Annotated in this window: 29 protein-coding genes; 21 read left to right on the top strand and 8 right to left on the bottom strand. The window is 69.3% G+C overall.

Features of this window, described 5'->3' with window-relative positions:
- The first annotated feature begins 417 nt into the window (after positions 1-417).
- From GON06_RS12445 to GON06_RS12400, 10 genes are all read left to right on the top strand, one after another.
- A complete protein-coding gene (locus GON06_RS12445) occupies positions 418-627 on the top strand; it encodes a DNA-binding protein (protein ID WP_157312631.1) in 210 nt (69 codons plus the stop codon).
- Complete coding sequence (locus GON06_RS12440; protein ID WP_157312630.1) at positions 624-980, top strand: hypothetical protein; 357 nt, start codon at positions 624-626, stop codon at positions 978-980. The genes GON06_RS12445 and GON06_RS12440 overlap by 4 nt, the downstream gene beginning before the upstream one ends.
- Positions 977-3,052 carry a bifunctional DNA primase/polymerase gene (locus GON06_RS12435; RefSeq protein ID WP_157312629.1) on the top strand — a complete coding sequence of 692 codons (2,076 nt, stop codon included), beginning with the start codon at positions 977-979 and terminating at the stop codon, positions 3,050-3,052. The genes GON06_RS12440 and GON06_RS12435 overlap by 4 nt, the downstream gene beginning before the upstream one ends.
- Positions 3,049-3,834 (top strand): hypothetical protein, encoded by a 786-nt coding sequence (locus GON06_RS12430; protein WP_157312628.1) that lies wholly within the window; start codon positions 3,049-3,051, stop codon positions 3,832-3,834. Before GON06_RS12435 ends, GON06_RS12430 begins: the two co-directional genes overlap by 4 nt.
- Positions 3,827-4,219, top strand: a complete 393-nt coding sequence (locus tag GON06_RS12425; RefSeq protein WP_157312627.1) for a hypothetical protein — start codon at positions 3,827-3,829, stop codon at positions 4,217-4,219. Before GON06_RS12430 ends, GON06_RS12425 begins: the two co-directional genes overlap by 8 nt.
- Positions 4,209-4,799: a hypothetical protein gene (locus GON06_RS12420; RefSeq protein WP_157312626.1), complete on the top strand. Its 591-nt coding sequence runs from the start codon at positions 4,209-4,211 to the stop codon at positions 4,797-4,799. Before GON06_RS12425 ends, GON06_RS12420 begins: the two co-directional genes overlap by 11 nt.
- Before the next feature lie 109 nt (positions 4,800-4,908).
- Positions 4,909-5,103, top strand: coding sequence for a hypothetical protein (locus tag GON06_RS12415; RefSeq protein WP_157312625.1), 195 nt, complete (start codon positions 4,909-4,911; stop codon positions 5,101-5,103).
- Positions 5,104-5,105: 2 nt separating this feature from the next.
- The gene (locus tag GON06_RS12410) at positions 5,106-5,402 is read left to right on the top strand and encodes a hypothetical protein (protein WP_157312624.1); all 297 of its coding nucleotides are present in this window, start codon (positions 5,106-5,108) and stop codon (positions 5,400-5,402) included.
- On the top strand, positions 5,402-5,803 hold the full coding sequence (locus tag GON06_RS12405) for a hypothetical protein (RefSeq protein WP_157312623.1): 402 nt from the start codon (positions 5,402-5,404) through the stop codon (positions 5,801-5,803). The genes GON06_RS12410 and GON06_RS12405 overlap by 1 nt, the downstream gene beginning before the upstream one ends.
- Positions 5,804-5,927: 124 nt before the next feature.
- Positions 5,928-6,164: a hypothetical protein gene (locus GON06_RS12400; RefSeq protein ID WP_157312622.1), complete on the top strand. Its 237-nt coding sequence runs from the start codon at positions 5,928-5,930 to the stop codon at positions 6,162-6,164.
- Here GON06_RS12400 and GON06_RS12395 read toward each other — a convergent pair.
- The 4 genes from GON06_RS12395 to GON06_RS12380 form a co-directional block, all read right to left on the bottom strand.
- Positions 6,161-7,408 carry a tyrosine-type recombinase/integrase gene (locus GON06_RS12395; protein ID WP_157312621.1) on the bottom strand — a complete coding sequence of 416 codons (1,248 nt, stop codon included), beginning with the start codon at positions 7,406-7,408 and terminating at the stop codon, positions 6,161-6,163. The two genes, GON06_RS12400 and GON06_RS12395, sit on opposite strands and share 4 nt — an antisense overlap.
- Before the next feature lie 382 nt (positions 7,409-7,790).
- A complete protein-coding gene (locus tag GON06_RS12390) occupies positions 7,791-8,219 on the bottom strand; it encodes a hypothetical protein (protein WP_157312620.1) in 429 nt (142 codons plus the stop codon).
- Between the two features lie 19 nt (positions 8,220-8,238).
- A complete protein-coding gene (locus tag GON06_RS12385; protein WP_157312619.1) occupies positions 8,239-8,775 on the bottom strand; it encodes a cysteine hydrolase family protein in 537 nt (178 codons plus the stop codon).
- A 29-nt stretch (positions 8,776-8,804) separates the two neighbouring features.
- Entirely contained in the window at positions 8,805-9,290 is a 486-nt protein-coding gene (locus GON06_RS12380; RefSeq protein ID WP_157312618.1) for a MarR family winged helix-turn-helix transcriptional regulator, read from the bottom strand.
- Positions 9,291-9,329: 39 nt separating this feature from the next.
- On the opposite strand from GON06_RS12380, the gene GON06_RS12375 reads away from it, so the two are divergent.
- Both GON06_RS12375 and GON06_RS12370 read left to right on the top strand, forming a co-directional pair.
- The gene (locus GON06_RS12375) at positions 9,330-10,274 is read left to right on the top strand and encodes a DMT family transporter (protein ID WP_198346693.1); all 945 of its coding nucleotides are present in this window, start codon (positions 9,330-9,332) and stop codon (positions 10,272-10,274) included.
- A gap of 338 nt (positions 10,275-10,612) precedes the next feature.
- Positions 10,613-11,587, top strand: coding sequence for an endonuclease/exonuclease/phosphatase family protein (locus tag GON06_RS12370; protein WP_157312617.1), 975 nt, complete (start codon positions 10,613-10,615; stop codon positions 11,585-11,587).
- 21 nt (positions 11,588-11,608) lie between these two features.
- Here GON06_RS12370 and GON06_RS12365 read toward each other — a convergent pair whose 3' ends face one another.
- Complete coding sequence (locus GON06_RS12365; RefSeq protein ID WP_332837487.1) at positions 11,609-12,310, bottom strand: aspartate/glutamate racemase family protein; 702 nt, start codon at positions 12,308-12,310, stop codon at positions 11,609-11,611.
- 204 nt (positions 12,311-12,514) lie between these two features.
- On the opposite strand from GON06_RS12365, the gene GON06_RS12360 reads away from it, so the two are divergent.
- The 3 genes from GON06_RS12360 to GON06_RS12350 all read left to right on the top strand — a co-directional run bounded on the left by GON06_RS12360 (position 12,515) and on the right by GON06_RS12350 (position 16,407).
- Positions 12,515-15,085: a lamin tail domain-containing protein gene (locus GON06_RS12360; RefSeq protein ID WP_232528460.1), complete on the top strand. Its 2,571-nt coding sequence runs from the start codon at positions 12,515-12,517 to the stop codon at positions 15,083-15,085.
- Between the two features lie 154 nt (positions 15,086-15,239).
- Positions 15,240-15,656: a DUF6098 family protein gene (locus GON06_RS12355; RefSeq protein WP_332837486.1), complete on the top strand. Its 417-nt coding sequence runs from the start codon at positions 15,240-15,242 to the stop codon at positions 15,654-15,656.
- Between the two features lie 58 nt (positions 15,657-15,714).
- Positions 15,715-16,407: an alpha/beta fold hydrolase gene (locus tag GON06_RS12350; RefSeq protein WP_157312615.1), complete on the top strand. Its 693-nt coding sequence runs from the start codon at positions 15,715-15,717 to the stop codon at positions 16,405-16,407.
- 57 nt (positions 16,408-16,464) lie between these two features.
- Here the strand turns inward: GON06_RS12350 and GON06_RS12345 are convergent, their stop codons facing one another.
- Positions 16,465-17,106, bottom strand: a complete 642-nt coding sequence (locus GON06_RS12345) for a TetR/AcrR family transcriptional regulator (RefSeq protein ID WP_157312614.1) — start codon at positions 17,104-17,106, stop codon at positions 16,465-16,467.
- A 71-nt stretch (positions 17,107-17,177) separates the two neighbouring features.
- Between GON06_RS12345 and GON06_RS12340 the strand changes: the two genes are divergently transcribed.
- From GON06_RS12340 to GON06_RS12325, 4 genes are all read left to right on the top strand, one after another.
- Entirely contained in the window at positions 17,178-18,584 is a 1,407-nt protein-coding gene (locus tag GON06_RS12340; RefSeq protein WP_157312613.1) for an MFS transporter, read from the top strand.
- Positions 18,585-18,690: 106 nt separating this feature from the next.
- Positions 18,691-20,628 carry a threonine--tRNA ligase gene (gene thrS / locus GON06_RS12335; RefSeq protein WP_232528476.1) on the top strand — a complete coding sequence of 646 codons (1,938 nt, stop codon included), beginning with the start codon at positions 18,691-18,693 and terminating at the stop codon, positions 20,626-20,628.
- The gene (locus GON06_RS12330) at positions 20,625-21,173 is read left to right on the top strand and encodes an HIT family protein (protein WP_332837484.1); all 549 of its coding nucleotides are present in this window, start codon (positions 20,625-20,627) and stop codon (positions 21,171-21,173) included. The genes thrS and GON06_RS12330 overlap by 4 nt, the downstream gene beginning before the upstream one ends.
- A gap of 52 nt (positions 21,174-21,225) precedes the next feature.
- Positions 21,226-21,810 carry a hypothetical protein gene (locus tag GON06_RS12325; RefSeq protein ID WP_157312611.1) on the top strand — a complete coding sequence of 195 codons (585 nt, stop codon included), beginning with the start codon at positions 21,226-21,228 and terminating at the stop codon, positions 21,808-21,810.
- Between the two features lie 3 nt (positions 21,811-21,813).
- Here GON06_RS12325 and pdxY read toward each other — a convergent pair whose 3' ends face one another.
- Together pdxY and GON06_RS12315 are read right to left on the bottom strand one after the other, a co-directional pair.
- Complete coding sequence (gene pdxY / locus GON06_RS12320; RefSeq protein WP_157312610.1) at positions 21,814-22,665, bottom strand: pyridoxal kinase PdxY; 852 nt, start codon at positions 22,663-22,665, stop codon at positions 21,814-21,816.
- Positions 22,666-22,693: 28 nt separating this feature from the next.
- Positions 22,694-24,001, bottom strand: a complete 1,308-nt coding sequence (locus GON06_RS12315; protein WP_157312609.1) for an aminotransferase class I/II-fold pyridoxal phosphate-dependent enzyme — start codon at positions 23,999-24,001, stop codon at positions 22,694-22,696.
- Positions 24,002-24,068: 67 nt separating this feature from the next.
- Here GON06_RS12315 and pdxS point away from each other — a divergent pair, with 67 nt between their 5' ends.
- Both pdxS and pdxT read left to right on the top strand, forming a co-directional pair.
- Positions 24,069-24,959 (top strand): pyridoxal 5'-phosphate synthase lyase subunit PdxS, encoded by an 891-nt coding sequence (gene pdxS, locus GON06_RS12310; protein WP_157312608.1) that lies wholly within the window; start codon positions 24,069-24,071, stop codon positions 24,957-24,959.
- Positions 24,953-25,549, top strand: coding sequence for a pyridoxal 5'-phosphate synthase glutaminase subunit PdxT (gene pdxT / locus GON06_RS12305; RefSeq protein ID WP_157312899.1), 597 nt, complete (start codon positions 24,953-24,955; stop codon positions 25,547-25,549). The genes pdxS and pdxT overlap by 7 nt, the downstream gene beginning before the upstream one ends.
- Positions 25,550-25,578: the final 29 nt, after the last annotated feature.

The following is a 25,578-nucleotide window of genomic DNA, read 5'->3' as shown; positions in this document are numbered from 1 at the left end:
ACCGCCGTACCCACACCCCTACCCACAACTCTGGTGAACCTCCGCTGCGCCTTTACCTGCCCCGCCGCCACTCGAAGGCCGGTCGGAGAGGGGAGCGCCGCCACGACACGCCCGAACGCCTCAGAACGCTCCTAAGTCGAAGCCGTGTTAATGTAGGCGCACCGGATCGGACGATGTTCCCCGCGGAACACATCGACCAAACGAAGTTCCTCCCGAGATCGGGGCCGTCGCGAGGCGGGGTTCAGGAGATCGCCTGTGTGCAGGGGGTCAGCCGGGAAAGCCGCGCGGGGCGAGTACCGGAAGAGGGCGACGCGCGATGCAGGAGCCCCGCGACGAGTAGCCCGCTCGCAAGAGTGGAGAGCCGAACTTCGTGAGTCGGCGGGACGGCGTCGGTAGCTTGCTACCGATTGGCTTGTCATGGCTGCTCACGCCGACTCTCAGCCCCGCGCTCGACGCTGGGGCACGATCTCCGATGCCGCCGTTGAGGCGACCGTCTCCGCGAAGACCATCCGTCGCCAGATCGCCGCGGGCGTCATCTACGCCGAGCGCATCTCGCCGCGTCGCATCCGCGTCGACCTCGACTCGATCTCGGGCCGTGCGCTGACGATCGCGAAGGCCGACCGATGAGCGCCGAGAAGCGGACGCCGCCGGCCACGCATCGCGGGAGCTCGCTCGGCGGTCTGCGCGCAGCGGCGAACATGCCGCCCGAGGTGCGCTCCGAGCGCGCCCGGAAGGCGTCCGAAGCGCGGTGGGCGCGTGAGAATGAGCGCCGCGCCGCCGCGGGGCTTCCGCCGACGAAGAAGCACCGTCCCGAGCCGTCCGCTGACGACCTCGAACCGTGGCTCGAAGAGGTCGATCGCCGCTACCCCGATCGCGAGTGGCCGAACCGTGAGGCGCGGCGGCGTGAGGCGATCATCATCGCGCGCACCGCCGCCGCTGAGGCCGCGGCCGATGCCGTACGACGACGGGGCGACTCGTGAGCGCCGTCGACCGTGCCGAAGCGGCCGCGGCGCTCGGCTGGCACGTGCTCCCGTGCGGCGCTGACAAGCGCCCGATCGGCAAGCTCGTGCCGCGCGGCCTCAAGGATGCGACGACCGACCTCGACACGATCCGCGCATGGTGGGAGAAGCGCCCCGACGCGCTTCCCGGCGTCGTCGCCGGTCCCTCGGGACTCGCGATCGCCGACTTCGACGTCACGGGCGGGAAGGACGGACTCGGCGCGCTCACGCGGCTCGGGTACGCGCTCCCGCCGACGTGGCGGCAGAGGACGCCGTCGGGCGGCTCGCACGCGTGGTACGCCGCGCCCGCCGGTGTCGAGCTCCCGAACGGCACCGCTGATCTCTTCGAGAAGGGCAGCGGAATCGACCGCCGCACGGGCGAGTCATACGCGATCCTCTACGCCGCGCCGCCCGCGTCGATCGACGACCTCACCCCGGCGCCCGATTGGCTGATCGCGGCCCGCGAGCGGACGGCAACCGTCGCTCGCGGCACAGACGCCGACGTCGACACCTTCCGCGCGCGGCTCACCGCCGGCAAGCCGTCGAAGCCGGTGAGGAAGGCGCTCGGGCGCTTCTGGCCGCGCGACATGAGCCACGCCGACATGCTCGAAGCCGTCGCCGATCTCGTGCGGCTCGGTCAGGCGGGGCATCCGGGCGTCGCGAAGGCGGTCGACGAAGCCCGCGAGACGTACGCGCACGGCTGGGGCGCTGAGTACGAGTCGCACTTCGATAAGGCGCTCGCGGGCAGCGTGCGCCGTTTCGGCCTTCCGCTCGTGACGTTCAAGCTCACGAAGGGCGACAAGCGCGCGATCGCCGCTCGTCACGCCGCACGCGCCGCGGAGCCGCCGCGCCCCGAGCCGATGTCGCTCACCGCCTGTCACGACGCCTTCCGCGGGTGGCTCGGCACCGATTACGACCTCGGCGCCCTCGACGCCGTGCTCGCCGCGGCTGTCATCGAGCGGATGGACGGGGATCCCGCATGGCTGCTGCTGATCTCGGGCTCGGGCAACGCGAAGACGGAGACGGTTCAATCGCTCGCGGGTGCCGGCGCGCACGTCGTCTCGGCGATCGCTTCGGAGGGCGCGCTTCTCTCGGCGACCTCGAAGGGGGAGCGCTCCGCGAACGCGACGGGCGGTCTGCTGCATGAGATCGGCAAGAGCGGGATTCTCGTCCCGAAGGACGTGACGTCGATGCTTTCGATGGATCGCACCGCGCGCGGGCAGGTGTTCGCCGCGCTCCGCGAGGTCTACGACGGGCACTGGATCCGCAACGTCGGCACCGACGGCGGACGGTCGCTCGAATGGAAAGGGCGACTCGTCGTCATCGGTGCCGTCACGACCGCATGGGATCGCGCGCACGCCGACACGATCTCGGCCTTCGGCGACCGCTTCGTCGTCGTGCGGATGGACTCGACGACGGGCCGCATTGCCGCTGGACGGAAGGCGATCGGCAACACGGGCAGCGAGGACGCGATGCGCGCCGAGCTCGCCGCCGCCGCGGCCGGCGTGCTCGAAGGGGCCGACCTCCGCGCCGAAGGGCCGGACGACGACGAGTCGGCGCGCATCCTCGCCGCCGCCGATCTCGTCACGCTCGCCCGAACGGCGGTCGACGTCGACTATCGCGGCAACGTGATCGACTCGCACGCGCCCGAGATGCCGACCCGATTCGCGAAGCAACTCGCGCAGATCTTCCGTGGCGGCATGGCGATCGGACTCGCGCGCGGCGACGCTCTCGCCCTCGCGATCCGGGTCGCCCGTGACTCGATGCCGCCGCTCCGGCTCGAAATCCTCGAAGACGTCGCGGCGAACGAGTGGACGCCGCTCCGCGACGTCGTCAAGCGCGTCGACAAGCCGCGCTCGACCGTCGACCGGCAGCTACAGGCGCTCGACCTTCTCGGCCTTCTCACGAAGGACGACGAAGTCACGGTTACGGGCATGAGCCTTCGCGAGACGACCACATGGCGCTACTCACTCGCACCCGGCATCGACGTCGCGTCGATCGCTCTCACGACCCCAGCACGACCGACCACCACCACGAAGAAGGGCAAGTCATGACCATCACCTACAACCTCCACAGCCGCGAGGGCGCATCCCTGCTTCTCACGCTCCCCGAGCCGACGCGGATCCCGATCCCCGCCGTGCGCGAGGCGGTCGAGAAGTTCGCGAAGCGGGCCGCGCAGCATCGCGAGGCGAGCGCCGCCCTCCGCGCTGCTGACAGCGCCGTCGACCGTGCCCGCGCCGAGATCGACGCCGAAGCGGCCGACGCGGCCGAAGACGGCGGCACCGTGCCGGCGAAGAAGCTCGTCAAGAAGCTCCGCGCCGCACAAGACGCGCTCGAAGAGGCCCGGATCGAGTTCGACGCCCGTGACACGGCGCTCCGCAAGGCGCACACGCGTGTCGTCGAGACGATCCGGCACCACGCGCCGGCATGGCGCGCCGAGGTCATGGGACTCGCCGACGCCGCGATCCTCCGCGTCACCTCGGCGCGCGAGACGCTTCGGAAGGCGGGCGTCGAGCTCGACGAGTCGATTTCGACCCTCGGTCTGCTCGACCGCCTGACCGACGGCGCGCGCATGCGCGGGCGCAGCGTCCCGATGACGGACGGCATCCCCGCCCTGCTCCCGCTCGACGTCTCCGCCGCGTACGTCGGCGAAGCGCTCGACCGGATCGGCATCGCGATCGGCGAGGCGATGGAAACCCTCGACGTGCAGCGCGGCGCCGAGCGCTCGACGCCCGACGTCGTCGTGCCGGTCGCCGGTGAAGATCAGGCCGACGAGCCGCCCGCTTCCGAGCCCGCCGCCCTCGGCGACATGACCATCGGCGCCGACGATGAGTAAGAAGAAGGGCGACGCCCTCGCGACGGTCGCCGCCGACGTCGAAGCCGATCGCGCCGTCGAGCGGGCACTTCGCGCGGTCGTGATGCGCCGCGAGGGCTCATCCTGGGGCGACATCGCCGACCGGCTGGGGATCTCGCTCATCGAGGCGCAGGAGCTCGCGCGCATCGCGTACGCCCGACTCGGTGAGGCCGAAGCCGAGCACCTTCGCACCGAGGTCGAAGACCGCATCGACGGCGTCATCCGTCAAGCGCACATCGACCTCGCGATGTGTCAGTCGCAGGGCGAGCGGACGGCCCTGTATCGCGTGCTGCTCGCCGCCGAAGCACAGCGGGCGCGGCTTCTCGGGCTGAACCTCCGGCCGGAAGGTGACGAGCATGCCGCTTAAGCGCAAGGCGCAGACCGCACGGCGGCGACCCCGTCTCGCGTCGGATGCCGCGGTGCGCGCCGAGCTCGGCGCGATGCTCGACCGGATGCCTGAGCCGACGCCGGGGGAGCGCCGTCGCCGCAAGAAGGGCGACGCGCGCTTCGCCCGCTGGCGCGAAGAAGGGCACGCGGTCTGGGACGCGATGACGCCGACCGAGCGCGCAGAAGCCGCCGCCGAGATCCTTCGCACCATGCGCAGGTACGACAGCGATGCGGATGAGCGCGACCTCGGCGCCGACGGAGGTCGCTCGATCTTCGGTATCGACCACGCGTGCGACCGTCAGGCGAAGCGGTGGGCGCGTCAGGACGCGAAGCGGCCGAAGGTCGACACCTACGCGGCGCACCGTGCGGGCTACACGGGGCCGGCATCCCCGGCGAAGACGGCCGCCGTTGAGGCTGTGCGCGCCGCTCCCGCGCTCTCGGAGACGACCACGCTCGACGAGTCGCCCGAGCCGAAGAAGACGCGCAGACGCCGTCCCGCGGGCGTTGCCGGATACATCGACCCGCGATTGATCGACGATGACGACTACTGGGAGGACTGACCATGACCGCCGACGAAGTCACGACCGTACTCGCCGCGCTGGAACGGCTCGAAGCGAAGCTCATCCGCATGCACGCGACCCTCGTCGCCATGACCGAGGCGGAGACAGCATGAACGCCGCCGAGCTGCAATCCGAGATCGCCTTCGCAGAGCGGGAGCGCGAAGAGGCGTACGCCGCCTATCGACGAGCGCTGCACGCGCTCACCGAGGCCGACCTTCGGCTTCTCGACGCACGGCTTGAGCTCGAAGACGCGATCGCCGCGGGCGACCTAGCACGACCCTCCGACACGACAGGAAAGGCATGACCATGACCGAGAAGACAGCATCCGAGCTCGCCGCCGAACGTCTCGGCTACGGGATCGACCCGCGCACGGAAGTGCTCGGCGACCTCGAAGACCTTCTCTCGCGCGACGAGTGGAGCGACGACGACCGCGAGGCCGCGCGCGCCACGATCGACCGCGCGAAGATGCTGCCGGCGCCCGACGTGAAGGACGACGCCCCGCCGGCAGAGACGGGACGACGGAAGACCGCATCCGAACTCGCGGCCGATCGTCTGAACGGGCAGCGAGAGAGCGCCCGTCGCTCGTCCCGTGGGTGGCGCTGATGCGTAACGGACGGAACGGCGCCCTACCTTCGGAGCTCGGCGACCTGATCGACGAGCTCGACGACGTTCAGCGGCGCCTACGGATCCTCGAAGCGCCGTCGGGCGAGGCGCTCGGGAGCACGGTCGCGAAGCTCCGCGCTCTCGTGACAGACATTCAAGCGCAGCTCGACGCATGGGCGGCAGATCGGTGGACGAACGCGGAGATCGACGCCCGCATCGATCAGAAGGTCGCCGCGTACGTCGCGTCGATTCTTGCCGGGAACGTGTCGATCGGCGGCGCGCTCACGGTACAGGGAACCGTCCGGATGCCGACCGTCCGCGGAACGGATCTCACGTCGGCGTCGAACCGCGTGACCGTGTGGCAAGCCGGCCCGGGCGACGATCGGCTCGGGCACACGTAAGCCGCCCACAGACCCCGGCGGAAGTGATGACCGCCGGAAGAGCCGCCTTACCTTTCGGGCGGCTGAGGGCCGGGATGTCGCGATCCCGGCCCTCGCCATATCCGGCGACCTGTAGCCTGACCGGATGAGCAAGTACCTCGACGAGATGACGGCGATCACCGAAGCCCGAGAGGCGTTCAACGAGCGCACTCGGCGCTTGCACGAGTCGCGCGGAGTGCCCTCTCACGTGCCGATCGTCGCGACGCCGGATGACGACGAGATCATGCAGTACATCGCCGACGGCGAAGCGCTTCTCGCCCGCGAGAAGGCGTTCAACGAGAAGTACATGCGACCGGGGATCGACCCCCACACGATCGACTAAGCGGTCGTCGAGCGGCGCGCCATGCGGGCGGCGAGTTCGTCGTCGCGGTTGCCCGAGTGCTGATAGCGGATCGCCGCGCCCATCGACGAGTGCCCGAGCCGATCCATCGTCTCTTTCGGCGTCGCGCCCGCCTGTGCGTACCGCGTGCCCGCGTAGTGACGGAGAGCGTGAAACGGCATGTCAGCGCGCCCCGCGGCCGTGCGCGCCGGGTTCCAGTGCTTCCAGAACGCCGACTGTGCGAGGAAGCCGACGCCGTCCTTCGCGGGGAAGAGCAGAGCGTCACCGATGAGCCGCTTCGTGCCCTCGACCTTGCCCGCGATGTGATCGGCGACGATCGCCGCGTCGTCGCCGAAGATCCCCACGCGGCGCACGCCCGCCGCGCTCTTCGTCTCACCCGGCACGATGCCCTCTGATGTACGGACGACACCGCGGCCGACGTCGAGACGCACGGCGACGACCGCCCCGTCTTCGGCTTTCTCGATCGTCACGTCTTTCGCGCGCAGCGCGGTCGCCTCACCGTAGCGAAGCCCGCCGATCGCGGCGACGACGACGAGAGCGCGGTACCGGGGCGTGATGCTCGCGAGGATCGTGTCGAGTTCGGCATCCGTCGGCGGCACGACCTTCCGGCCCGTGTGCGTCGACTGACCGCCCTTGACGATGCACGGATTCGTGATCCCCTTGAGGTCGGTCGCCGCCGTGGTCATGATCGCGTTGAGCAAGCCGTACGCGCGGCTCGTCTGCGTCTTCTTGCCCGTGTCGAGTTGTTCGGTGCGCCACGTCCGCACCTTCGCGGGGGAGAGCTTCGCGAGCGGTACGTCGAGAAGCGGCGCGAGCGGCCCGCCCTTGTCGTCAGGCTTGTCGGCGTCCGGGCGACGGAGAAGACGCTTGTACTCGTCGACCGTGCGGGGCCGAAGGTGATCGCCGCGGGCGTTCGTCCGCTCGACGAGCCACGTTGCGGCGTACTCGGCGAGCGTGCGACTCTGCTCGGCGCGAAGCTCCGCCTTCTCGTGCGGCGGCATCCACACGTCGCGGGCGATCTCTCCGCGCACCCCGGCGAGCCAGTCTTCCGCGTCGCCCTTCGTGTCGAAGGTCATCGGCGCGTTGTACCGCGTGTCATCCGGCCCGACGTAGCTCGCTTGCATGCGACCGCTCGGCAGCGTGCGGATCTTGCCCCACGATGCGCGGGTCGCCGAGCGCGTGCGCCCCAGTGCGTCGGTGATCGTCGCTTTCGCCTTGCGTGCCATGTCGTGCCCCAATCCCGTGCCCCAAGCGTGCCCTAAGGGTAGGCAACTTGTGTCCGTTAGTGTCCACTACTGACCTTAACACCGATGCGGCGCGATGCCAGTAATTGCAAGGGATCGGGCCGGATTACGGCGAGATTTCGGGGGAGAGAGTGACGGGCGCCCGTACTGGTTCGATCCCAGTATCGCGCACAGAGAGAGCCCCCGGAATTCCGGGGGTTTTCGCGTTTCGGGGCGCTGAAACCGACCCGCGTGCCATCGACGTGCCACACGGCGGGCTCGGGCCGCGACGCCGTGACTGTGGCGTCGAAAACGCCGTCACCTACCTCCTCGACATCAAGCGTAGGGCGCCGCAGTCCCTGGTGCGCGGGCTCTCGCCCCGGCGTCACATCGCCGGGAAACCGTCCGGCTCCCCGGCGCACGGAGGCAGCCACGACCACCCCCGCTCACACCCGACGTCGGTCTGGCGGATCGGAGACCGTACTTCGTACACGACGTACGAGTTCGCCGTCATCGGCTCGTCGATACTCACCGCGGCGTGAGCCGTGTCGGGATCATCCGCAGTCGGAAGCTTGCAGGACCAGGGCTGGTCCGAAGGAGGCTCACCTGCAGGATCGATCCAGCGCAGATCCGTGTTGCATTCGTCGCTATCGCCGTTGTCGATATCGGGCTCGAGAACACCGTAGAGCGTGACCTCGCACGTGCCTTCGCCCGACGGCTGACTGCGCAGGCGGGTTGCGACGGCGGTGCCGTCGATCAGCTCATCGGGGATCGCGTAGATCTCCGTAGCGATCAGCGCGCACTCCTGCCTCATCGCGTTCCGTGACGTGCTCTCAGCTGAAGGTCACGCGGTCGTGCGTCTCGGCGGCGAATCGCTGGCCGGGGTAGCGCAGCCCGCCGAAGTACATGTTCGTGTGCGCGACGATCTGCTCGCCGGTGATCACGACGCCGTCGTGTACCGCGTCCGTCGTCGTGTGCGCATCAGACACGAGCGTCACGTCGAAACCACGTGCCGCGGCCGCCTGGGTCGTCGTGCGGATGCAGTAGTCGCTCTGTGCTCCGGCAACCACGAGGCGTCGGGCGTCGAGGGTGTCGAGGACCTCTGCGAGGTCTGTGTCGGTGAAAGAGTCCCGGAACGCTTTCCGGATGAGCGGCTCGTCTGCTGCACGTGAAAGCGGCGCGGCGAGCTCCCACGCATCAGTGCCTTCGGCGAAGTCGCCGTGATCCTGCACCCAGACCACGGGCACGCCCTCTGCTCGGGCACGGTCGACGAGTTGCGCGGTGCGATCCAGCACTCCCTCGGCATCGACGCAGTCCTCCACGACACCTTGCTGCAGATCAATGACGAGGAGGGCGGTGGGTGAAGGCATGGGTCAAATATCTCCTGGGTATCGAGACGTCAGTCGCGGACGAGCTTGCGGAGCAGGGCCTCGAGGTGCGCTCGCTCTGCGTCGTCGAGAGGGGAGAGGAGCTGGTCTTCCAGCTGTAGATGCGCAGGGTAGGCATCGTCGATGAGTGCACGACCCTCGGGCGTGAGCTCGACGATACGGCCGCGGGCATCGTCCATCCGCTGACTGCGGGTGACGAGCCCGGTCGCCTCGAGCCGGTCGACGCGCTTCGACGTCGCCCCCGCGGTGACCATGGTGTGCTCGGCGATGTCTCCCTGCGACAGAGCGAATGGCGCGCCAGCTCGGCGGAGTGCGCAGAGCACGTCGAACTCGCCCTCGCCCAGCCCGAACCGGCGGTAGTTCTCGATCAGCTCCCGCGTGAACTCGTCCGAGACCCTGCGCATCCGACCTATCACCGCCATCGGGGTCGGATCGAGGTCCGGACGCTCGCGACGCCACTGCTCGACGAACATCCCCACGCGATCCTGACTGCTCATGCACCCATCATAGTTTCCGCGGAACGTATACTGGTTTCCATGGAAACGGAAGCATGGGCGCCACGCCTGTTGGGCAGGATTCGGTGGCCCCTGGTTGCGGCGATCGGACCTATTGCGTTCGGCTCGAACTACTTCGTCACGCACGAACTTCTGCCTGCCGACTCACCGCTGTGGGGGTCTGCGATCCGGGCGCTGCCCGCCGGGCTGGTGCTCCTGCTCGTCGCCCGGAGACTGCCGACGGGAGCGTGGTGGTGGCGTTCGGTCGTCCTCGGCACGCTGAACATGGGGATGTTCTTCTGCCTGGTCTATGTCGCAGCCCAACTGCTGCCCGCCAGCATCGCCGCCTCGCTGATGTCGCTGAGTCCGATCGTCATCGCCGCAGCCGCCTGGCTGCTCATCCAGGAGCGGCCAGCGCCGCGCGTGATCTTCGGCGCAGTGGTCGGAGGAGCCGGAGTCCTGCTCATCGTCGGCACGGCGACCGGCGCGCTGGACGGCTGGGGCATCGCAGCATCCATCGTCTCCATGATCCTCTCCTCGATCGGTGCGATCCTCACGAAACGATGGCAAGACGACACTCCCGTGCTGACCGTCACCGCCTGGCAGCTCGTCGTCGGCGGACTCGAGCTGCTTGCCGCCGCAGCCATCGTCGAGGGGGCACCCCCGGCCATCACGCCCGTCGCAGGCCTCGCCTTCGCCTACGTCAGCCTCGTGGCCACAGCGCTGGGGTTCGTCTGTTGGTTCAGCGGCTTCCGGCACCTCCCGGCGGGAGTCGTGGGCGTCATCGGCCTGCTCAACCCGGTCACCGGCGTCATGCTCGGCGTCTTCCTCGGAGGCGAGATCCTCACGCCACTACAGATCGTCGGCATTCTCCTCGTGCTCGCGAGCATCACGATCGTAAACACCCGCCGCCGCACCCCGCGACGACGACAACCCGCAAGCGCGCCGTCAGTCCGTGGCTCGGATCGGTCACAGCTCCAGAACTGAGACGCTGGTGCCCGCTGGTCGCTTCGACATCCCGCCTGGGAAGTCGGCTAATCGCGAGCCACTTCGACTCGTGTACCTACCGCGCCGGATCCGCCACCGATTCCGATAGCCCGACTTCTGCGGTCTGTTGGTGCGGCCGGCAACACTGACATGCCCGCGATCTCGATCTCAGCGTCGACGATGAGGACCCCGTTACGAGCGCACGTCGTGCCATTCGAACATCCTCCAGCTCATCAGGAGAGACTGGTCGCATGCCCGTGACGACAGAGCCGCACACCCTGGAGGCGTACGACCGCTCATCGTCCTCGGGGCGCTGGGGGCCCCGTCGGGCCGTTGTCATGTTCGCGGCGCTCACCGCCGGCATCGTCATGTTCGTCGCCATCACATGGCCGCAGGCACTGGGCGTGCACAGAGTCTTCGGCGTCGCACAGCTCATCGCATTCCGCCCGGCCCTCGTCGTCGGCTTGTTCGTGATCGCCTTGATCATCGGAGGCATCGCCCTCGTGATGAAGCGCCGGACGCGTCGCGTCGTCACGCTCGTCGTCGCAGGCAGCTTTCTGGTCGCCGCTCTCGCGCAGGCGGCTGTTCTGGGCGCCCGAGGATGGGGGAGTTCTTCCGCGCGGACGGCCAACGTCTCCACGCTCGCTCAGGACGGCCTCACCGTCTTGTCCTGGAACGCTCAAGGCGGCGCGACGTCGGCTCAGGATATCGCCGCGCTCGCCCTGACCGTCCGACCCGACGTGATCGCCCTCCCCGAGACGGACGCGGTTGCTGCGGATGAGGTGCGCGCGATCCTTGCGGAGCACGGGCTGACGATGTCATCGTCGACGGTGGGGGACAGGATCCCGACGTCCGTGCTGATCTCGACGATGCTCGGAAGCTATCGGCTTGATGCCTCGCGGGGTTCCACGCCCGGCCTCCCCAGCGGTGTCTGGCTCCCCGACGACGAGACGTCTCCACCGATCGTCGTCGCGCATCCGATGCCGCCGTTACCGGGGAGCATGAGTGAGTGGCGCCAAGGCCTCGACTGGATGATGGAGCAATGTCAGAGCCTGGGCGAGAGCGTCGTAGTCGCAGGAGACCTCAATGCGACAGTCGATCATCTCGGCGACGTTCCCGGCTGCAGTGATGCTGCAGCGGCTTCGTCTCAAGCCGCGTCCGGAACATGGCCCTCGACCGCACCACAAGCGCTCGCCTCGCCGATCGATCACGTTCTCCTGGGTGTCAAGTGGCGGGTGCTCGACGTCAAGATCGTCGATACACCGGGATCCGGCAGTGACCACAGGCCGATCGTCGCCGTGCTCGGCTCCTGACACCAGAGCACGCGTCCGCGACTATCCCTCTTGCCCGTCCTCGGCAGCGCGCAGTGCGGCGTCGACGTGGATCGCAGTGGTCGGGAAGACAGGCACAGCACTGTCGGCGGACGAGATCAGCAGTTCGATCTCGGTGCAGCCGAGGATCACGCCCTCCGCGCCCCGATCCGCCAGCGCATCGATGATCCGGCGGTACGCGTCCCTGGATGAGTCGCTGACCACACCGTGCACGAGTTCCTCGTAGATGACCTGGTGGACGATCTGACGCTCTGCAGCTTCCGGGACCAGTACTTCCAGCCCATGGGCGGCGAGACGGTCGCGGTAGAAGGCCTGCTCCATCGTGAAGGCGGTGCCGAGCAGTCCGACAGTGCGCACGCCGGCAGCGATCACGGTTTCAGCAGTGGCGTCGGCGATGTGGATGAACGGAATGCTGACGGCGGCCTCGATGGATTCGGCGACGATGTGCATCGTGTTCGTGCAGAGGACGAGGACCCCGGCGCCGGCGCGCTCCAGCCCCGTCGCGTGCCTGGCGAGCAGCCGACCAGCGGCTTCCCAGTCTCCTGAGGCCTGAAGCGCCTCGATCTCGGCGAAGTCGACCGAGTCGATCAGGAGACGCGCGGAGTGATAACCGCCCCGACGGCTGCGTACCCGCTCGTTCGCCAGTCGGTACCACTCCGCGGTCGATTCCCAGCTCATGCCACCCAGCACGCCGATCGTCTTCACAGGGCGATCCCATCACATGCGGTCCACTCCCTGCATCTCGCCGTCGTGATCTTCGCGAACCCTCGGCCGACAGGTGGAGGACACCGGCTGTTCACGTGGGCGCCGGCTCCGGGTCACCGGGATCCGATCGAGTGGCTCCGACCCTGGAGAACATCTGCCCTTTGGAGCGCCCGCATGCCTGCACCGAGCCCGAAACCACCCCTCATGCATCGTCCTGTCGCCGCAGTGGCCGCGATCATCGCGGTCGCCGTGTCCGGCGGGGCGTTCGCCGCGATCCCGGCCGTGGCGGCCGGACCCGGCGTGGTCGTGAACGAGATCGTCTACGACGACATCGTTCCGGGCGCCGTCGACGCGATCGAGCTGTTCAACGCCGGCAGCGGCGCCGTCGACCTATCGGGATGGGGCGTCTTCGACGACAAGCGCGAAGAGTCCGGCACGATCCCCGCGGGCACGATTCTCGGCGCGGGACAGTTCCTCGTCCTCGAGAAGGACGGTTCTCCGCTCGGATTCCCGTTCGGGCTCGGGAAGGGCGACACGGTCACGCTCGTGAACGCCTCCGGCACGGAGGTCGACTCCTATGCCTACACGGGGGATGCTCCGCTGGGTGACTGGTCGCGCTGCGCGGACGGCGGCGAGTGGGCACACGGGACTGAACTCACGCTTGGTGGTCCGAACAACTGCGACGCGCCGACGCTCCCGGGCCGCGTGCTGCTGAACGAGGTCGACTCGGGCCCCGCCGACTGGATCGAGCTGATCAACCCGGGCACCGAGGCGGCCGACCTCACCGGTGTGGAGATCCGCGACAACTCGGACGACCACCGCTGGTTCTTCCCGGCGGGCGCGAGCATCGCCGGCGGCGAGCGCCTCGTCGTCGAGGCCTCGACGCCTGGTCTGGATGCGAACGGTGCGCCGCAGCAGTTCCAGGCTGCGATCGGCATCGGCGCCTCCGACGCCATCCGGGTTTTCGCAGCCGACGGCACTCCGCTGGATCAGACCTCGTGGTCCGGGCATCCCGCCATCGACGGCGACGAGGCGGCCGCGAGCTACGCGCGCTGCCCCGACGCGACTGGCGCCTTCGCACTGGCACGAGTGACGCCCGGAGCGGCGAACGACTGCGTGCTGCCGGACATCGCGGTCAACGAGGTGGAGTCCAACGGCGACGCGACCGACTGGGTCGAGATCACGAACATCGGCAGCACGCCGGTCGACCTGTCCGGCTGGACGCTCATGGACAGCGACCCCGCCGGCCACGCGTCCGACGTCACCCCGGTGGCAGCGGAGACGACTCTCGCCCCTGGCGAGTTCTTCGTCTTCGACGGCGGCACCCACTTCGGCTTCGGCCTCGGCGGAGCGGATGTCGCGACGATCCGGAACGCCGACGGTCTCACGGTGGCGGAGTACGCGTGGAACGAGCACGCGGCCGCGACCTGGGCTCGCTGTCCCGACGGCACAGGGGAGTTCGCCGACGCGAAGAGCGCGAGCAAGGGCGCCGCGAACTGCGGCGACGGCGGAGGAGAGCAGCCCGGCGGACCTGAGGAGCCCGAGGCCGCGGCATGGCCGGGCTCGCCCGACGTGACGGTCGTCGACGAGACGGCGATGTTCCTCGAGGACTCCTCGGGGCTGGACACGCAGGCGACTCCCGACGGCACCGTGCTCTGGGCGGTCGACAACGGCACCGGCACTTTCTGGAAGCTGAACGTCGCCGTCGACGGCACGGTCGCGTTCGCCGACGGCTGGGAGGACGGCAAGCGCGCCCGCTTCCAGCGCGACGCCGGCGACCCCGCCGCGGCCGGGCCCGACTCGGAGGGCATCACGGTCGACGGCGAAGGCCGCGTCTACCTCGCATCCGAGCGCGACAACTCCAAGAAGGGCGTGAACCAGAACGTGGTCCTCGAGGTCGCCCCGGACGCACCCGGTCCCGACGTGGTGGCGGACCGGGAATGGGACCTCACCGCGACCCTGCCCCAGGTCGCCGCGAACACCGGCATCGAGGCGGTCGAGTGGGTGGCCGACGACCGGCTCGCCGGGAAGCTGATCGACCGGAACACCGCACAGCCCTATGACCCAGCCCGCTATCCGGGCCACGGCGACGGGCTGTTCTTCGTCGCCGTCGAGGACAACGGCTTCGTGTACGCCTATGCGCTCGGCGCGGACGGCAGCATCGCGCAGGTCGCATCCATCGACCCCGGCCTCGGCGGCGTGATGGCACTCGACTACGACACCGTCATCGGCGAGCTGTGGGCGGTCTGCGACGACGGATGCGAGGGGCGATCCGCGAGGATCGCGTTCACCGGCGCGGAGCCGGAGATCGCCGTGTTCGCTCGCACCGAGGGAATGCCCAATCTCAACAACGAAGGCTTCGCGACCTCGCCCGAGCCCATCACAGCACCGGGCGAGGCCTCACCCTCGGCTGGCAAGGCGTCCCGCGAGGCGTCGGCCGCCGTGACCGGATCGATGCGTCCGGTCTGGTGGTTCGCGGATGGTGTGCAGCCCGCGGCACTTCGTACCGGCACGCTCGCCGTGGTCTCGGGAGAGGTGCCGGGGGAGCCGGGCCCTGGCGAGGGAGGCACGGGACCCGGCTCAGGCTCCGGCGAGGGCGAGTCGCATCCGTCTCAGCCTGGGGGGAGCGGAGCGGTCACCGGCGGATCCACGGAGGGTTCGCTCGCCGCGACCGGCTTGGATCAGAGGCTGTTCGCTCTGATCCCGATCGCCCTGCTGACGGTGCTCGCGGGAACCGCGCTGCTCCTCGCCGCGCGCCGACGCAGGACCGCCTGAGCGGGGCGGGAACCCCGGGGCTCCCGGGGTTCCCGCCGTTCCTCGAGGGTGGCTGCCATGAGAACGAGCCAGGGGTCAACCCCCTGCGCCTGAGACCTCTGCGCCTCTACCCTTCACAGTGCTGTCACACGGTGTGAGAGCGGGAGGAGAACTCGTGCTTCCGGTGATCGATTCGCTGGCCCAGCTCGAGGATCTCGTCTGGGAAATGCCCGGTCTGGGCATCCGCTACTCGGCCGGGTGGGACCATGATCGCGACGAGGAGTCGATCGATCACGAGAGCGGGCTTCCGCTTCCCGGCCTGTCGGTGAACCCGCTCGATCCGGAGCCGTGGTGGGATCGCCCGCTGCGGCAGTGGCTCGCGCGGCAACTCTGTCAGTACCGCCACCTCGCTGAAGAGGACGACGACCGGCACGCCTGGATCCTCGCCGGACGCCTCGTCGCGCGCGGCCCGGACTGTGAGCCGCTGTTCGACGACGTCGAGCCGGTCGCGGATCTCGCCCCCGAGGTCATCGCCGAGGCGGAGCGGGTCTACGCGAAGCACTTCGCGGTCGGACGCGGTCCCACCGACTGAGCACTGCAGGCCGTACATCGGGGTTCCGAGGCCTCGCCGGCGTGGATACCGTGGCGTCATGACGACGTTCGTGCTCATCCACGGCGGCGGCGACACCGGCTGGTCCTTCCATCTCCTCGCGGCGCAGCTCGAGGCTCGTGGTCACGAGGTGATCGCCCCGGATCTCCCCGCCGGTGACGACGCGCTCCGGTTCGAGGATTACGCCGATGCCGTCGTGGAGCTCGTCGGAACCGGTCGCGACGTGCTCGTCCTCGGTCATTCCTTCGGGGGATTCACGGCGCCTCTGGTCGCCGCGCGACTGCCCGCGACCGCGCTCGTGCTGCTCGCGGGTATGGTCCCACTGCCGGGCGAGAGCCCGGAGCAGTGGTGGGGCACGACGAGCTACGCCGAGACCGTCGCCGCGCAGGCGGCGCGTGACGGCGGGCTCACTGGCAACGAGGACCCGTACGTGAGCTACTACCACGACGTGCCACGAGTCCTCGCTGAGGAGGCGCTGCGCCGCGAGCGGGACCATCCGTCGGCGACCGCCTACGCCGAACCCTGGCCGGGCACGGCGTGGCCCGACGTGCCCACGCATTTCCTGCTGTGCACGGAGGACCGCGTCTTCCCGGCGGATCTGTTCCGCCGCATCGTCCCCGAGCGGCTCGGCACCGTCCCCGATGAGATGCCCGGCGGGCACTGCGTCGCGCTCAGCCGGCCGGCGGAGCTCGCGGACAGACTGGAGCGGTATGCGTCGCCCGATCCGGCATAGAGCGTGCGTCGGGTCCGCCATCGGCCGCATCCGCCGACTGACAGTGATCCGCGCGGTTCAGCGCATCGAGTTGTGACGCATCCAGTCGTCCCAGCTCATCGAGGCTCCGACGTCCACCGGGTCGGAGATCGAGGCGCGCAGGCCGCGCAGGTAGTACTCGAGATGGCGCAGGTTCAGCGCCCGATCCTCATCGGGATCATCGGATGCTGACGGGCGCAGGTGCACGATCGCAGCCATGACATCTCCGGGGCCGAAGCCTGCGGGCACGAGTCCGCGCTCGGCATCCAGCGTGACGAGCGCGCTCAGCGCCTTGTGCAATTCATCAGAGAGTCGCTCGATCTCCGACGTCATCGGCGTGCTGCGGTTCAGCAGCGTCGGCAGGTGTCCACCCGCCTGACCGAGATGCGTGCGCAGGAAGAGTGCGACCGCGCCGTCCGCACCGGCATCCTCCGCACTGGCGCGCGCCGTCCGCACGATGTCCTCGAGTGAGCTGCGGCGCAGCTCGCGGATGAGATCGTCTTTGCTCGCATAGCGCCGGTAGATGCCGCCGACGCCGATGCCTGCTCGCTCTGCGATCAGCGACATCGGGGCGTCGTAGCCGCGCTCGGCGAACACGTCGCGGGCGGCGCGGAAGAGGGCGGCGTCGTTGGCGCGGGCCTCGCGGACCCGCCCGGGAGCGGCAGCGGGATCGACGGGCATTTGGCCACGGTAGCAGAGGGGGGCTAGGCTCAAGGCTTTGAACGGAACATTCCGTTCCGATTGGAGATCCGATGACGACCGACACGCTGCCCGTCGTGGCATCCGACCAGAACGACGGAGGAGTGGCGGCCCCGCGCCGGTGGTTCGTACTCGCCCTCGCCCTGGCGGTGCTGACGTACTCGATGATGCAGACCATGCTCCTGCCCGTGCTGCCCGCGCTGCAGGGGGCGCTGCACACCGACGGCATCGGCGTGAGCTGGATCCTCACCGCCTACCTGCTCAGCGGCGCGGTCGCTGCACCCGTGCTCGGCTCCTTCGGCGACCGGTTCGGGCACCGAAGGATGCTGCTCGTCGCGATGGGTGTCTTCGTGCTGGGCAGCATCATCGCGGCCGTCGCGCCGAACCTGACCGTCATCCTGGTCGGTCGTGTGCTGCAGGGCGCCTCAACGGCGTCGTTCCCGCTGGCGCTCGCGATCGTGGGCACACATCTGACCGGCGATGCCAGGCGATCGGCCACCGGCTGGCTCAGCGGCACCGTCGGGCTCGGCGCGGGACTCGCGCTCGTCATCGGCGGCATCATCGCCAGCATCGCGCCGTGGCAGGTGCTGTTCTGGGTGGGCGCGATCTTCGGCGTCGTGTCGATGGCCCTCGTCGCCGCCTCCGTGCCGTCGCACGTGGTGCACGGGCAGGCGCGGGTCGACTTCGCCGGTATCGGCCTCCTCGCAGCTCTCCTGGTCGGCATCCTCCTCGTCGTCTCGCAGGCGGCGAGCTGGGGGATCACCTCGCCGGGCATCATCGCCTCGGCCGTCGTCGCCGTGCTGTCCGGCATCGCACTGCTGATCGTCGAGCGCCGTGTGTCGGCGCCGCTGCTGGATCTGCCTGTGCTGTGGCGACCGACGATCGCGATCGGCAATCTGCTCGCCGTGCTGCTCGGATTCGTGCCCTACCTCTTCTACGTCGGAATGCCGCTGCTGCTCCAGACCCCGCAGCCCGTCGGCGCCGGCATGGGCACGCAGGCCACCGGCTGGGTGATGTTCCCCGGCACCATCGTCGCGTTCGTCGGCGGCAGGTTCGCCTCGGTGCTCATGCGCTGGATGCGCTCGGCCTGGGTCTCGGCGATCGCCATGGCGCTGATCGCGGTGGGCGCGGTGGGTATCGCGCTCTGGCCGCACGCTCTGCTCCCGAACATCCTCTTCTACGCGGTGATGGGGCTCGGCGCGGGGATCGGCACGACCGTCGTGGCTGATCTCATCGCGCAGGGATCGGAGCCGCACGAGCTCGGCGGGCTGCTCGGCGTCAACGGAGTGCTGCGCACGGTCGGGTCGTCGTTCGGCGCGCCGATCGCGATGCTGATCATCGCCGGCACGACGGGCGTCGGCGGCTTCGTCGCCCTGTTCCTCGTCGCGGCACTGGCCAGCGTGGTCGGCGTCGTGTTGTCGATGTGCCTGCGGTCCGGCGCGCGCACGCGGGGCGAGTAATCTGGACACGACCCCTGGATGGAGATTGTCTGTGTCTGAGAACGCCCAGCCGAACGCCGAGAAGCGCGACGGCTTCGCCCTGTTCACCGACCGTTCTGTCATCGCGATGCGAGTGAACGGCGTCCTGAAGGACCTCGCCGCGACGGTGACCGAGACCGACGTCGTCGAGCCCGTCACGATCGACAGTCCGGCGGGCCTGGACATTCTGCGGCACTCGACGGCGCACGTGCTCGCGCAGGCGGTGCAGCGCATCCGTCCCGAGGCGAACCTGGGCATCGGGCCGTTCATCACCGACGGCTTCTACTACGACTTCGGTGTCGAGACCCCGTTCACGCCCGAGGACCTCAAGGCGATCTCGAAGGAGATGCAGCGCATTGTCCGCGAGGGGCAGCGCTTCACCCGCCGAGTCGTCTCAGAGGACGAGGCTCGCGCCGAGCTGGCGAACGAGCCGTTCAAGCTCGAGCTGATCGATCTGGCCGGCGGCCCCGGCTCCGGGGCGGATGCCGCGGAGGGCGCATCCGTCGAGGTCGGCGCAGGCGAGCTCACCATCTACGACAACGTCACGAAGGACGGCGAGGTCGCCTGGAAGGATCTCTGTCGCGGTCCGCACGTGCCCAGCACGCGCATGGTCGGCAACGGCTGGGACCTGACCAGGGTCGCTGCGGCGTATTGGCGCGGAAGCGAGAAGAACCCGCAGCTTCAGCGCATCTACGGCACCGCATGGCCGACGAAGGATGAGCTGCGCGCATACCAGGAGCGTCTGGCCGAGGCCGAGCGCCGTGATCACCGCAAGCTCGGCGCGGAGATGGACCTGTTCTCGTTCCCCGACGAGATCGGTTCTGGACTGGCGGTGTTCCACCCCAAGGGCGGCATCATCCGCTACGAGATCGAGGAGAACCTGCGCAAGCACCTGCTGCGCAACGGGTACGACCTCGTGAACAGCCCGCACATCACCAAGAAGGATCTGTTCCAGACCTCGGGGCACCTGCAGACCTATGCCGACGGGATGTTCCCGGCGATGCACCTCGACGAGATCGTCGACGACGAGGGCAACGTCACCCGTCAGGGTCAGGACTACTACCTGAAGCCCATGAACTGCCCGTTCCACAACCTGATCTTCCGCGCTCGCGGCCGCTCGTACCGCGAGCTCCCGCTGCGGCTGGCGGAGTTCGGCACCGTGTACCGGTACGAGAAGAGCGGCACGCTGTCGGGCCTCACCCGCGTGCGCGGTCTGACCCAGGACGACGCGCACATCTACGTCACCCAGGACCAGGTGCGCGAGGAGCTCACCACCAACCTGAACCTGGTGCTCGAGCTGCTGCGCGACTACGGGCTGAACGACTTCTACCTCGAGTTGTCCACCAACGAGGAGGGCAACCCGAAGTTCCTCGGCGAGCCCGAGCAGTGGAGGACCGCGATCGACACGCTCCGCGAGGTCGCGCTGGAGTCCGGCCTCGAACTGGTCGCGGATCCGGGCGGCGCAGCCTTCTACGGCCCGAAGATCTCCGTCCAGGCACGCGACGCCATCGGACGCACCTGGCAGATGTCGACCATCCAGCTCGACTTCAATCAGCCCGAGCGCTTCGAGCTGGAGTACACCGGCCCCGACGGGCAGAAGCACCGTCCGGTCATGGTGCACCGCGCGCTGCTCGGCTCGATCGAGCGGTTCTTCGCGATCCTGCTCGAGCACTACGCCGGCGACTTCCCGCTCTGGCTCGCGCCGGTGCAGGCGGTCGGCGTGCCGGTAGCCGAGGAGTACGCCGAGTACCTCGACGGCGTCATCGGTCAGTTGAAGGCCGAGGGGCTGCGTGCCGAGGTCGACCACTCCGACGACCGGATGCAGAAGAAGATCCGAAACCACACCACGGCGAAGGTGCCGCTCATCCTCATCGCGGGCGAGCAGGATCGATCGGCGGGCACTGTCTCGTTCCGCTTCCGTGACGGCACGCAGGAGAACGGCGTGCCGGTGGCGGATGCCGTGAACCGCATCCGCGCGGCCGTCACGGCGCACACCAGGGTGATGGCGGCCGAGGACCTGGCGTGACGGACCAGCCGCACGTCGAGGGCGCCGAGCACCTGGCCGGCGTCCCCGACGAGTTCCAGCGGCTGTGGACGCCGCACCGGATGGCCTACATCCAGGCCGGTCCCGAGCCGCTGCGCGAGGAGTGCCCGTTCTGTGAGGCGCCGAAGCATCCGGATGCCGAACGGCTGATCGTCGCCCGCGGCGAGACCGCGTACGTGCTGCTGAACCTGTTCCCGTACAACTCCGGCCACCTGCTGGTGTGCCCCTATCGGCACATCGCCACCTACGACCAGGCGACTCCGGCGGAGGTCGCCGAGATCGGCTCGCTCACGCAGACCGCGATGCGGGTGCTGCGCGAGGTCTCGAACTGCGACGGCTTCAACCTGGGCATGAACCAGGGCGCGGTCGCCGGCGCCGGCGTCGACGCGCACCTGCACCAGCACATCGTGCCGCGGTGGCGGTCGGACGCGAACTTCTTCCCGATCATCGCGAAGACGAAGGCCCTGCCCCAGCTGCTCGGCGAGGTCCGAGAGGCCGTCGCAGGCGCCTGGCCTGTGGATAACTGATTCCCGCAGCCCCCGCCTGACAGACTGAGGCGACACGTTCTCAGGGGGGATCATGAACAGTACTTCTGTGCGTGCCGGAGGCACGATCGCCGCTGCGCTCGTCGCGCTGCTGCTTCTGGCCGGTTGCGCGAGCGGGCCGGCTGCGCCCGACGCCGAGCGCAGTCAGAAACCGTCGGCCTCGGCTGAGCCGGCGCCGTCTCCGGCGTCTTCGGGTGACCCTGCCGCCGGGCTCGAAGACGCGTTCGCCGAGCGGGACGCCTTCTTCGCTGAGCAGAAGTTTCCGATCGACGGCACACCGCCGCGCGCGAACACCGCCGCGCAGCAGGAGCTCGTGAAGAAGCAGAGCGAATGGGTGACGAGCCAGGGTGGCAGCTGGAGCGAACAGGACGAGAGCATCCTGCTGGCCATGGCCTCGGACACCTGCGAGACCGGCATCCTGAACGGCCACAAGATCGACGGCGAGCTGCTGAAGCAGACCATCGCCGGCTCACCGATGCTGCCGCAGAAGGGCACGCCAGAGCAGAAGGCCGCACTGGAGAAGAACTTCGCCGACGTTTCGGTGTTCGGCGCGACCTATCTGTGCCCCGATGACGGCGAGGCGTGGGTCGCCGCATTCGCCGAGGCCTACGGCGAGTGAGCCTCAGCGCACCTGGTGCGCGGTGAACTGCAGCCGCGGGTTCGCGTAGTACTCCTGCGACTCGACGAGCTGCAGCTCGCGCTCGCCCGACTCCAGCGTCGCATTCAGCAGGTCGAAGACGCTGGACACCGTTCGCTCCAGGGCGACCTTGGCGTCGCCCGTCTCCACGTAGTGCGCGGTGAACAGCGCGGCCGTCACGTCGCCAGAGCCGTTGGCCTTCATCGGCAGGTGCGGGGTGGCCACCAGCCAGGCACCCTTGTCGTCGACGGCGAGCATCTCGATGGTGCCCTCCGCGCGGTCCGGGCGCTCGACCGAGGTGACGAGCACGACGGAGGGACCCATGGCGCGGGCGAGGTCCACCGATGCCAGCGTCTCGTCGAGGGTGGACGGCTCCGTCCGGGTCAGATACCCGAGCTCGAACTGGTTCGGGGTGATGATGTCGGCGACGGGCACGACCCGGTCGCGGAGCAGCTCCGGGATCGCCGGCGCCACGAAGCATCCGGACTTGGCGTTGCCCATCACCGGGTCGCATGCGTACACGGCGCCGGGGTTGGCGGCCTTGACCCGCGCGACGGCGTCGATGATGACGTCGCCGATGCCCTCACCACCCTGGTAGCCGCTGAGCACAGCGTCGATCTGCGGCAGCACGCCGCGCTCTTCGATGCCGGTGATGACCTCGCGCACGTCGGCGGGATCGATCAGCGGTCCGCGCCAGGCGCCATAGCCGGTGTGGTTCGAGAAGTTGACGGTGTAGACCGGAAGGACCTCGACGCCGATCCGCTGCAGCGGGAAGACGGCGGCGGAGTTGCCGACGTGACCGTAGGCGACGGCGGACTGGATCGAGAGGATCTTCATCCCGACATCCTCTCACCTCGCCGCGACGTCATCTGCGCACGGCGGCCGCGAGGTCGTCCAGCAGCGCGACGGTCTCGTCCTCGTCGAGATCGTGCACGGTCATGCGCAGGTGGTGCGACGGCGTCGTCGCCTCATCGGGGCGGAACTCGTCGCCGGTGCGCGCGAGCCAGCCGCGGCGCATCAGCTGCTCGGCGGCGCTGCGCGCCGGCACCGGCAGCTCCACCCAGAGGTTCAGGCCGTCGCCCGGCTCGCACGGGATGCCGCGGACGGTGAGACCCTCTGCGAAGGCGCGGTTCTTGGCCGCGTAGTGCTCGGCCGCCGCAGCGAACAGCGCCTGCACCGAGGTATCCTGCAGCTGCGCGAGGGCGAGGCGCTGCAGCAGGTGGCTGACCCAGGTCGTGCCGGGGCTGAGACGCATGGCGAGCCGCTCCGCCGTGGTGGGGTCCGTGGCGGCGACCGCCAGGCACATGTCCGGACCGAGGAACTTCGACACCGAGCGCACCAGCGCCCAGCGGCGGTGCTCCGGCCCGATCAGCGACTCGTAAGGGCGCTGTGAGAGAGCGGAGAAGTGGTCGTCCTCGATGACCAGCACGTACGGATGATCGACGAGCAGCGCGCGCAGCGCGGCGGCGCGCGTGGGGGAGAGCGACGCCCCGGTGGGGTTCTGCGCGCGGGGCGTGCACACGATCGCCCGGACGCCGGCGTCCAGCGCGGCGCGCAGTCCGTCGACCGTCATCCCTTCGGCGTCCACGGGCACCGGGATCGTGCGGTAGCCGCCCAGGCGCGCGGTATGGATGCTGGCGAGGAAGCACGGGTCCTCGAGTGCCACCGCGTCGTCGCGCATCAGCGCCTGCGCGAGCAGGCGCTCCACGGCGTCCACCGCCCCGCTGGTGATGGTGATGCGCAGATCGTCGCGCCGCAGGTCGGCGGCGACCCATTCGCGCGCCCACGCGTCGAGCGCGGGGTCGATGACGGGCTCGCCGTAGAGAACCGGGCGCCCGACGATCCGCTGCAGCGCGGGCGTCGGGTCCGGGATGAAGGACGGATCCGGATTGCCGGAGCCGATGTCGCGCAGCACGGTGTTCGCGGCGAGCCCCTCCTGGGCGACGGTCTCGCCTCCGGCGATGACGGTGCCGGCACGACCGCGGGAGAGCACGAGGCCGGCCTGAGCGAGCTGCCGGTACGCGGCGACCGCGGTGTTCCGGTTGACGCTCAGCGAGGCGGCGAGTTCGCGTACAGGGGGAAGAGCGTCCCCCGGGCCCAGCAGCCCGCGTTCGCGGAGCGCGCGGATGCTGTCGGCGATCTCGGCCGCGGTAGAACCCGTTATCTGGTGCATCGCGTCGAGTCTACGGTGCTATCGTTTGGCATAGGCCAATAGTTGTCTTTGTCCCGAGAGGATCCCCATGTCTGAGCAGACCACCGGATCGGCCCGCGTCAAGCGCGGCCTCGCCGAGATGCTGAAGGGCGGCGTCATCATGGACGTCGTCACCGCCGAGCAGGCGAAGATCGCCGAGGACGCCGGCGCTGTCGCCGTCATGGCCCTCGAGCGTGTGCCCGCCGACATCCGTGCCCAGGGCGGCGTCTCGCGCATGAGCGACCCCGACATGATCGACAGCATCATCGACGCCGTCTCGATCCCGGTCATGGCGAAGGCCCGCATCGGACACTTCGTCGAGGCGCAGGTGCTGCAGGAGCTCGGCGTCGACTACATCGACGAGTCCGAGGTGCTGTCGCCCGCCGACTACGTCAACCACATCGACAAGTACGACTTCACCGTGCCGTTCGTGTGCGGCGCCACCAACCTCGGCGAGGCGCTGCGCCGGATCAACGAGGGCGCGGCGATGATCCGCTCCAAGGGCGAGGCCGGCACCGGCGACGTCTCCGAGGCGATGAAGCACATCCGCAAGATCCGCGGCGAGATCGCGGCGCTCGGCGCACTGTCGAAGGACGAGCTGTACGTCGCTGCGAAGGAGCTGCAGGCTCCCTACGAGCTGGTCGCCGAGATCGCGGAGACGGGCACCCTCCCCGTCGTCCTGTTCGTCGCGGGCGGCGTCGCCACTCCGGCCGATGCCGCGATGATGATGCAGCTCGGCGCCGACGGCGTTTTCGTGGGCTCCGGCATCTTCAAGTCAGGCAACCCGGCCGAGCGTGCGAAGGCCATCGTCAAGGCGACGACCTTCTACGACGACCCGAAGGTCATCGCCGAGGTCTCCCGCGGTCTCGGCGAGGCCATGGTCGGCATCAACGTGTCGGACCTGCCCGCACCGCACCGCCTCGCCGAGCGCGGCTGGTGACCACGCCGCGCGTCGGTGTTCTCGCGCTGCAGGGCGACGTGCGCGAGCACGCTGCCCTGCTCGCGGAGCTGGGTGCCGAGGTCGTACGGGTACGTCGGCCGGAGGAGCTCGCGACGGTCGGCGGCCTGGTGATCCCGGGCGGCGAGTCGACCGTGATCGACAAGCTCTCGCGCACCTTCGGTCTGCAGGCGCCGATCCGCACGGCGATCGCCGACGGGATGCCGGTGCTCGGCACCTGCGCGGGGCTCATCATGCTCTCGAACACGCTGGTCGACGGCATCGAGGGGCAGGAGACGTTCGGTGGGCTCGACGTGCTCACCCGCCGCAACGCGTTCGGACGGCAGACGGAGTCCTTCGAGGCGGAGCTGGATGTGCCGGAGTTCGGTGGCGATCCGGTGCACGCGGCTTTCATCCGTGGCCCGGTGGTGGAGTCCGTCGGCCCGTCCGCGACCACGCTCGCCGCGCTGCCCGACGGGAGGGTTGTCGCGGTGGAGCAGGGCGACCTGCTCGGAATCAGCTTCCATCCGGAGATCTCGGGGGAGCCGCGGTTCCATCAGCGGTTCCTGGACCGGGTCGCGGTTCGCGGCTGACGCTCCCGCCAGGCGGGGAGATGGGACGT

This window comes from Microbacterium sp. MAH-37, from assembly GCF_009758255.1.
In the GTDB taxonomy this organism is placed as follows: domain Bacteria; phylum Actinomycetota; class Actinomycetes; order Actinomycetales; family Microbacteriaceae; genus Microbacterium.
Note: the sequence above shows the minus strand (reverse complement) of the source record. Positions and strands in the feature narration are given on the sequence as shown.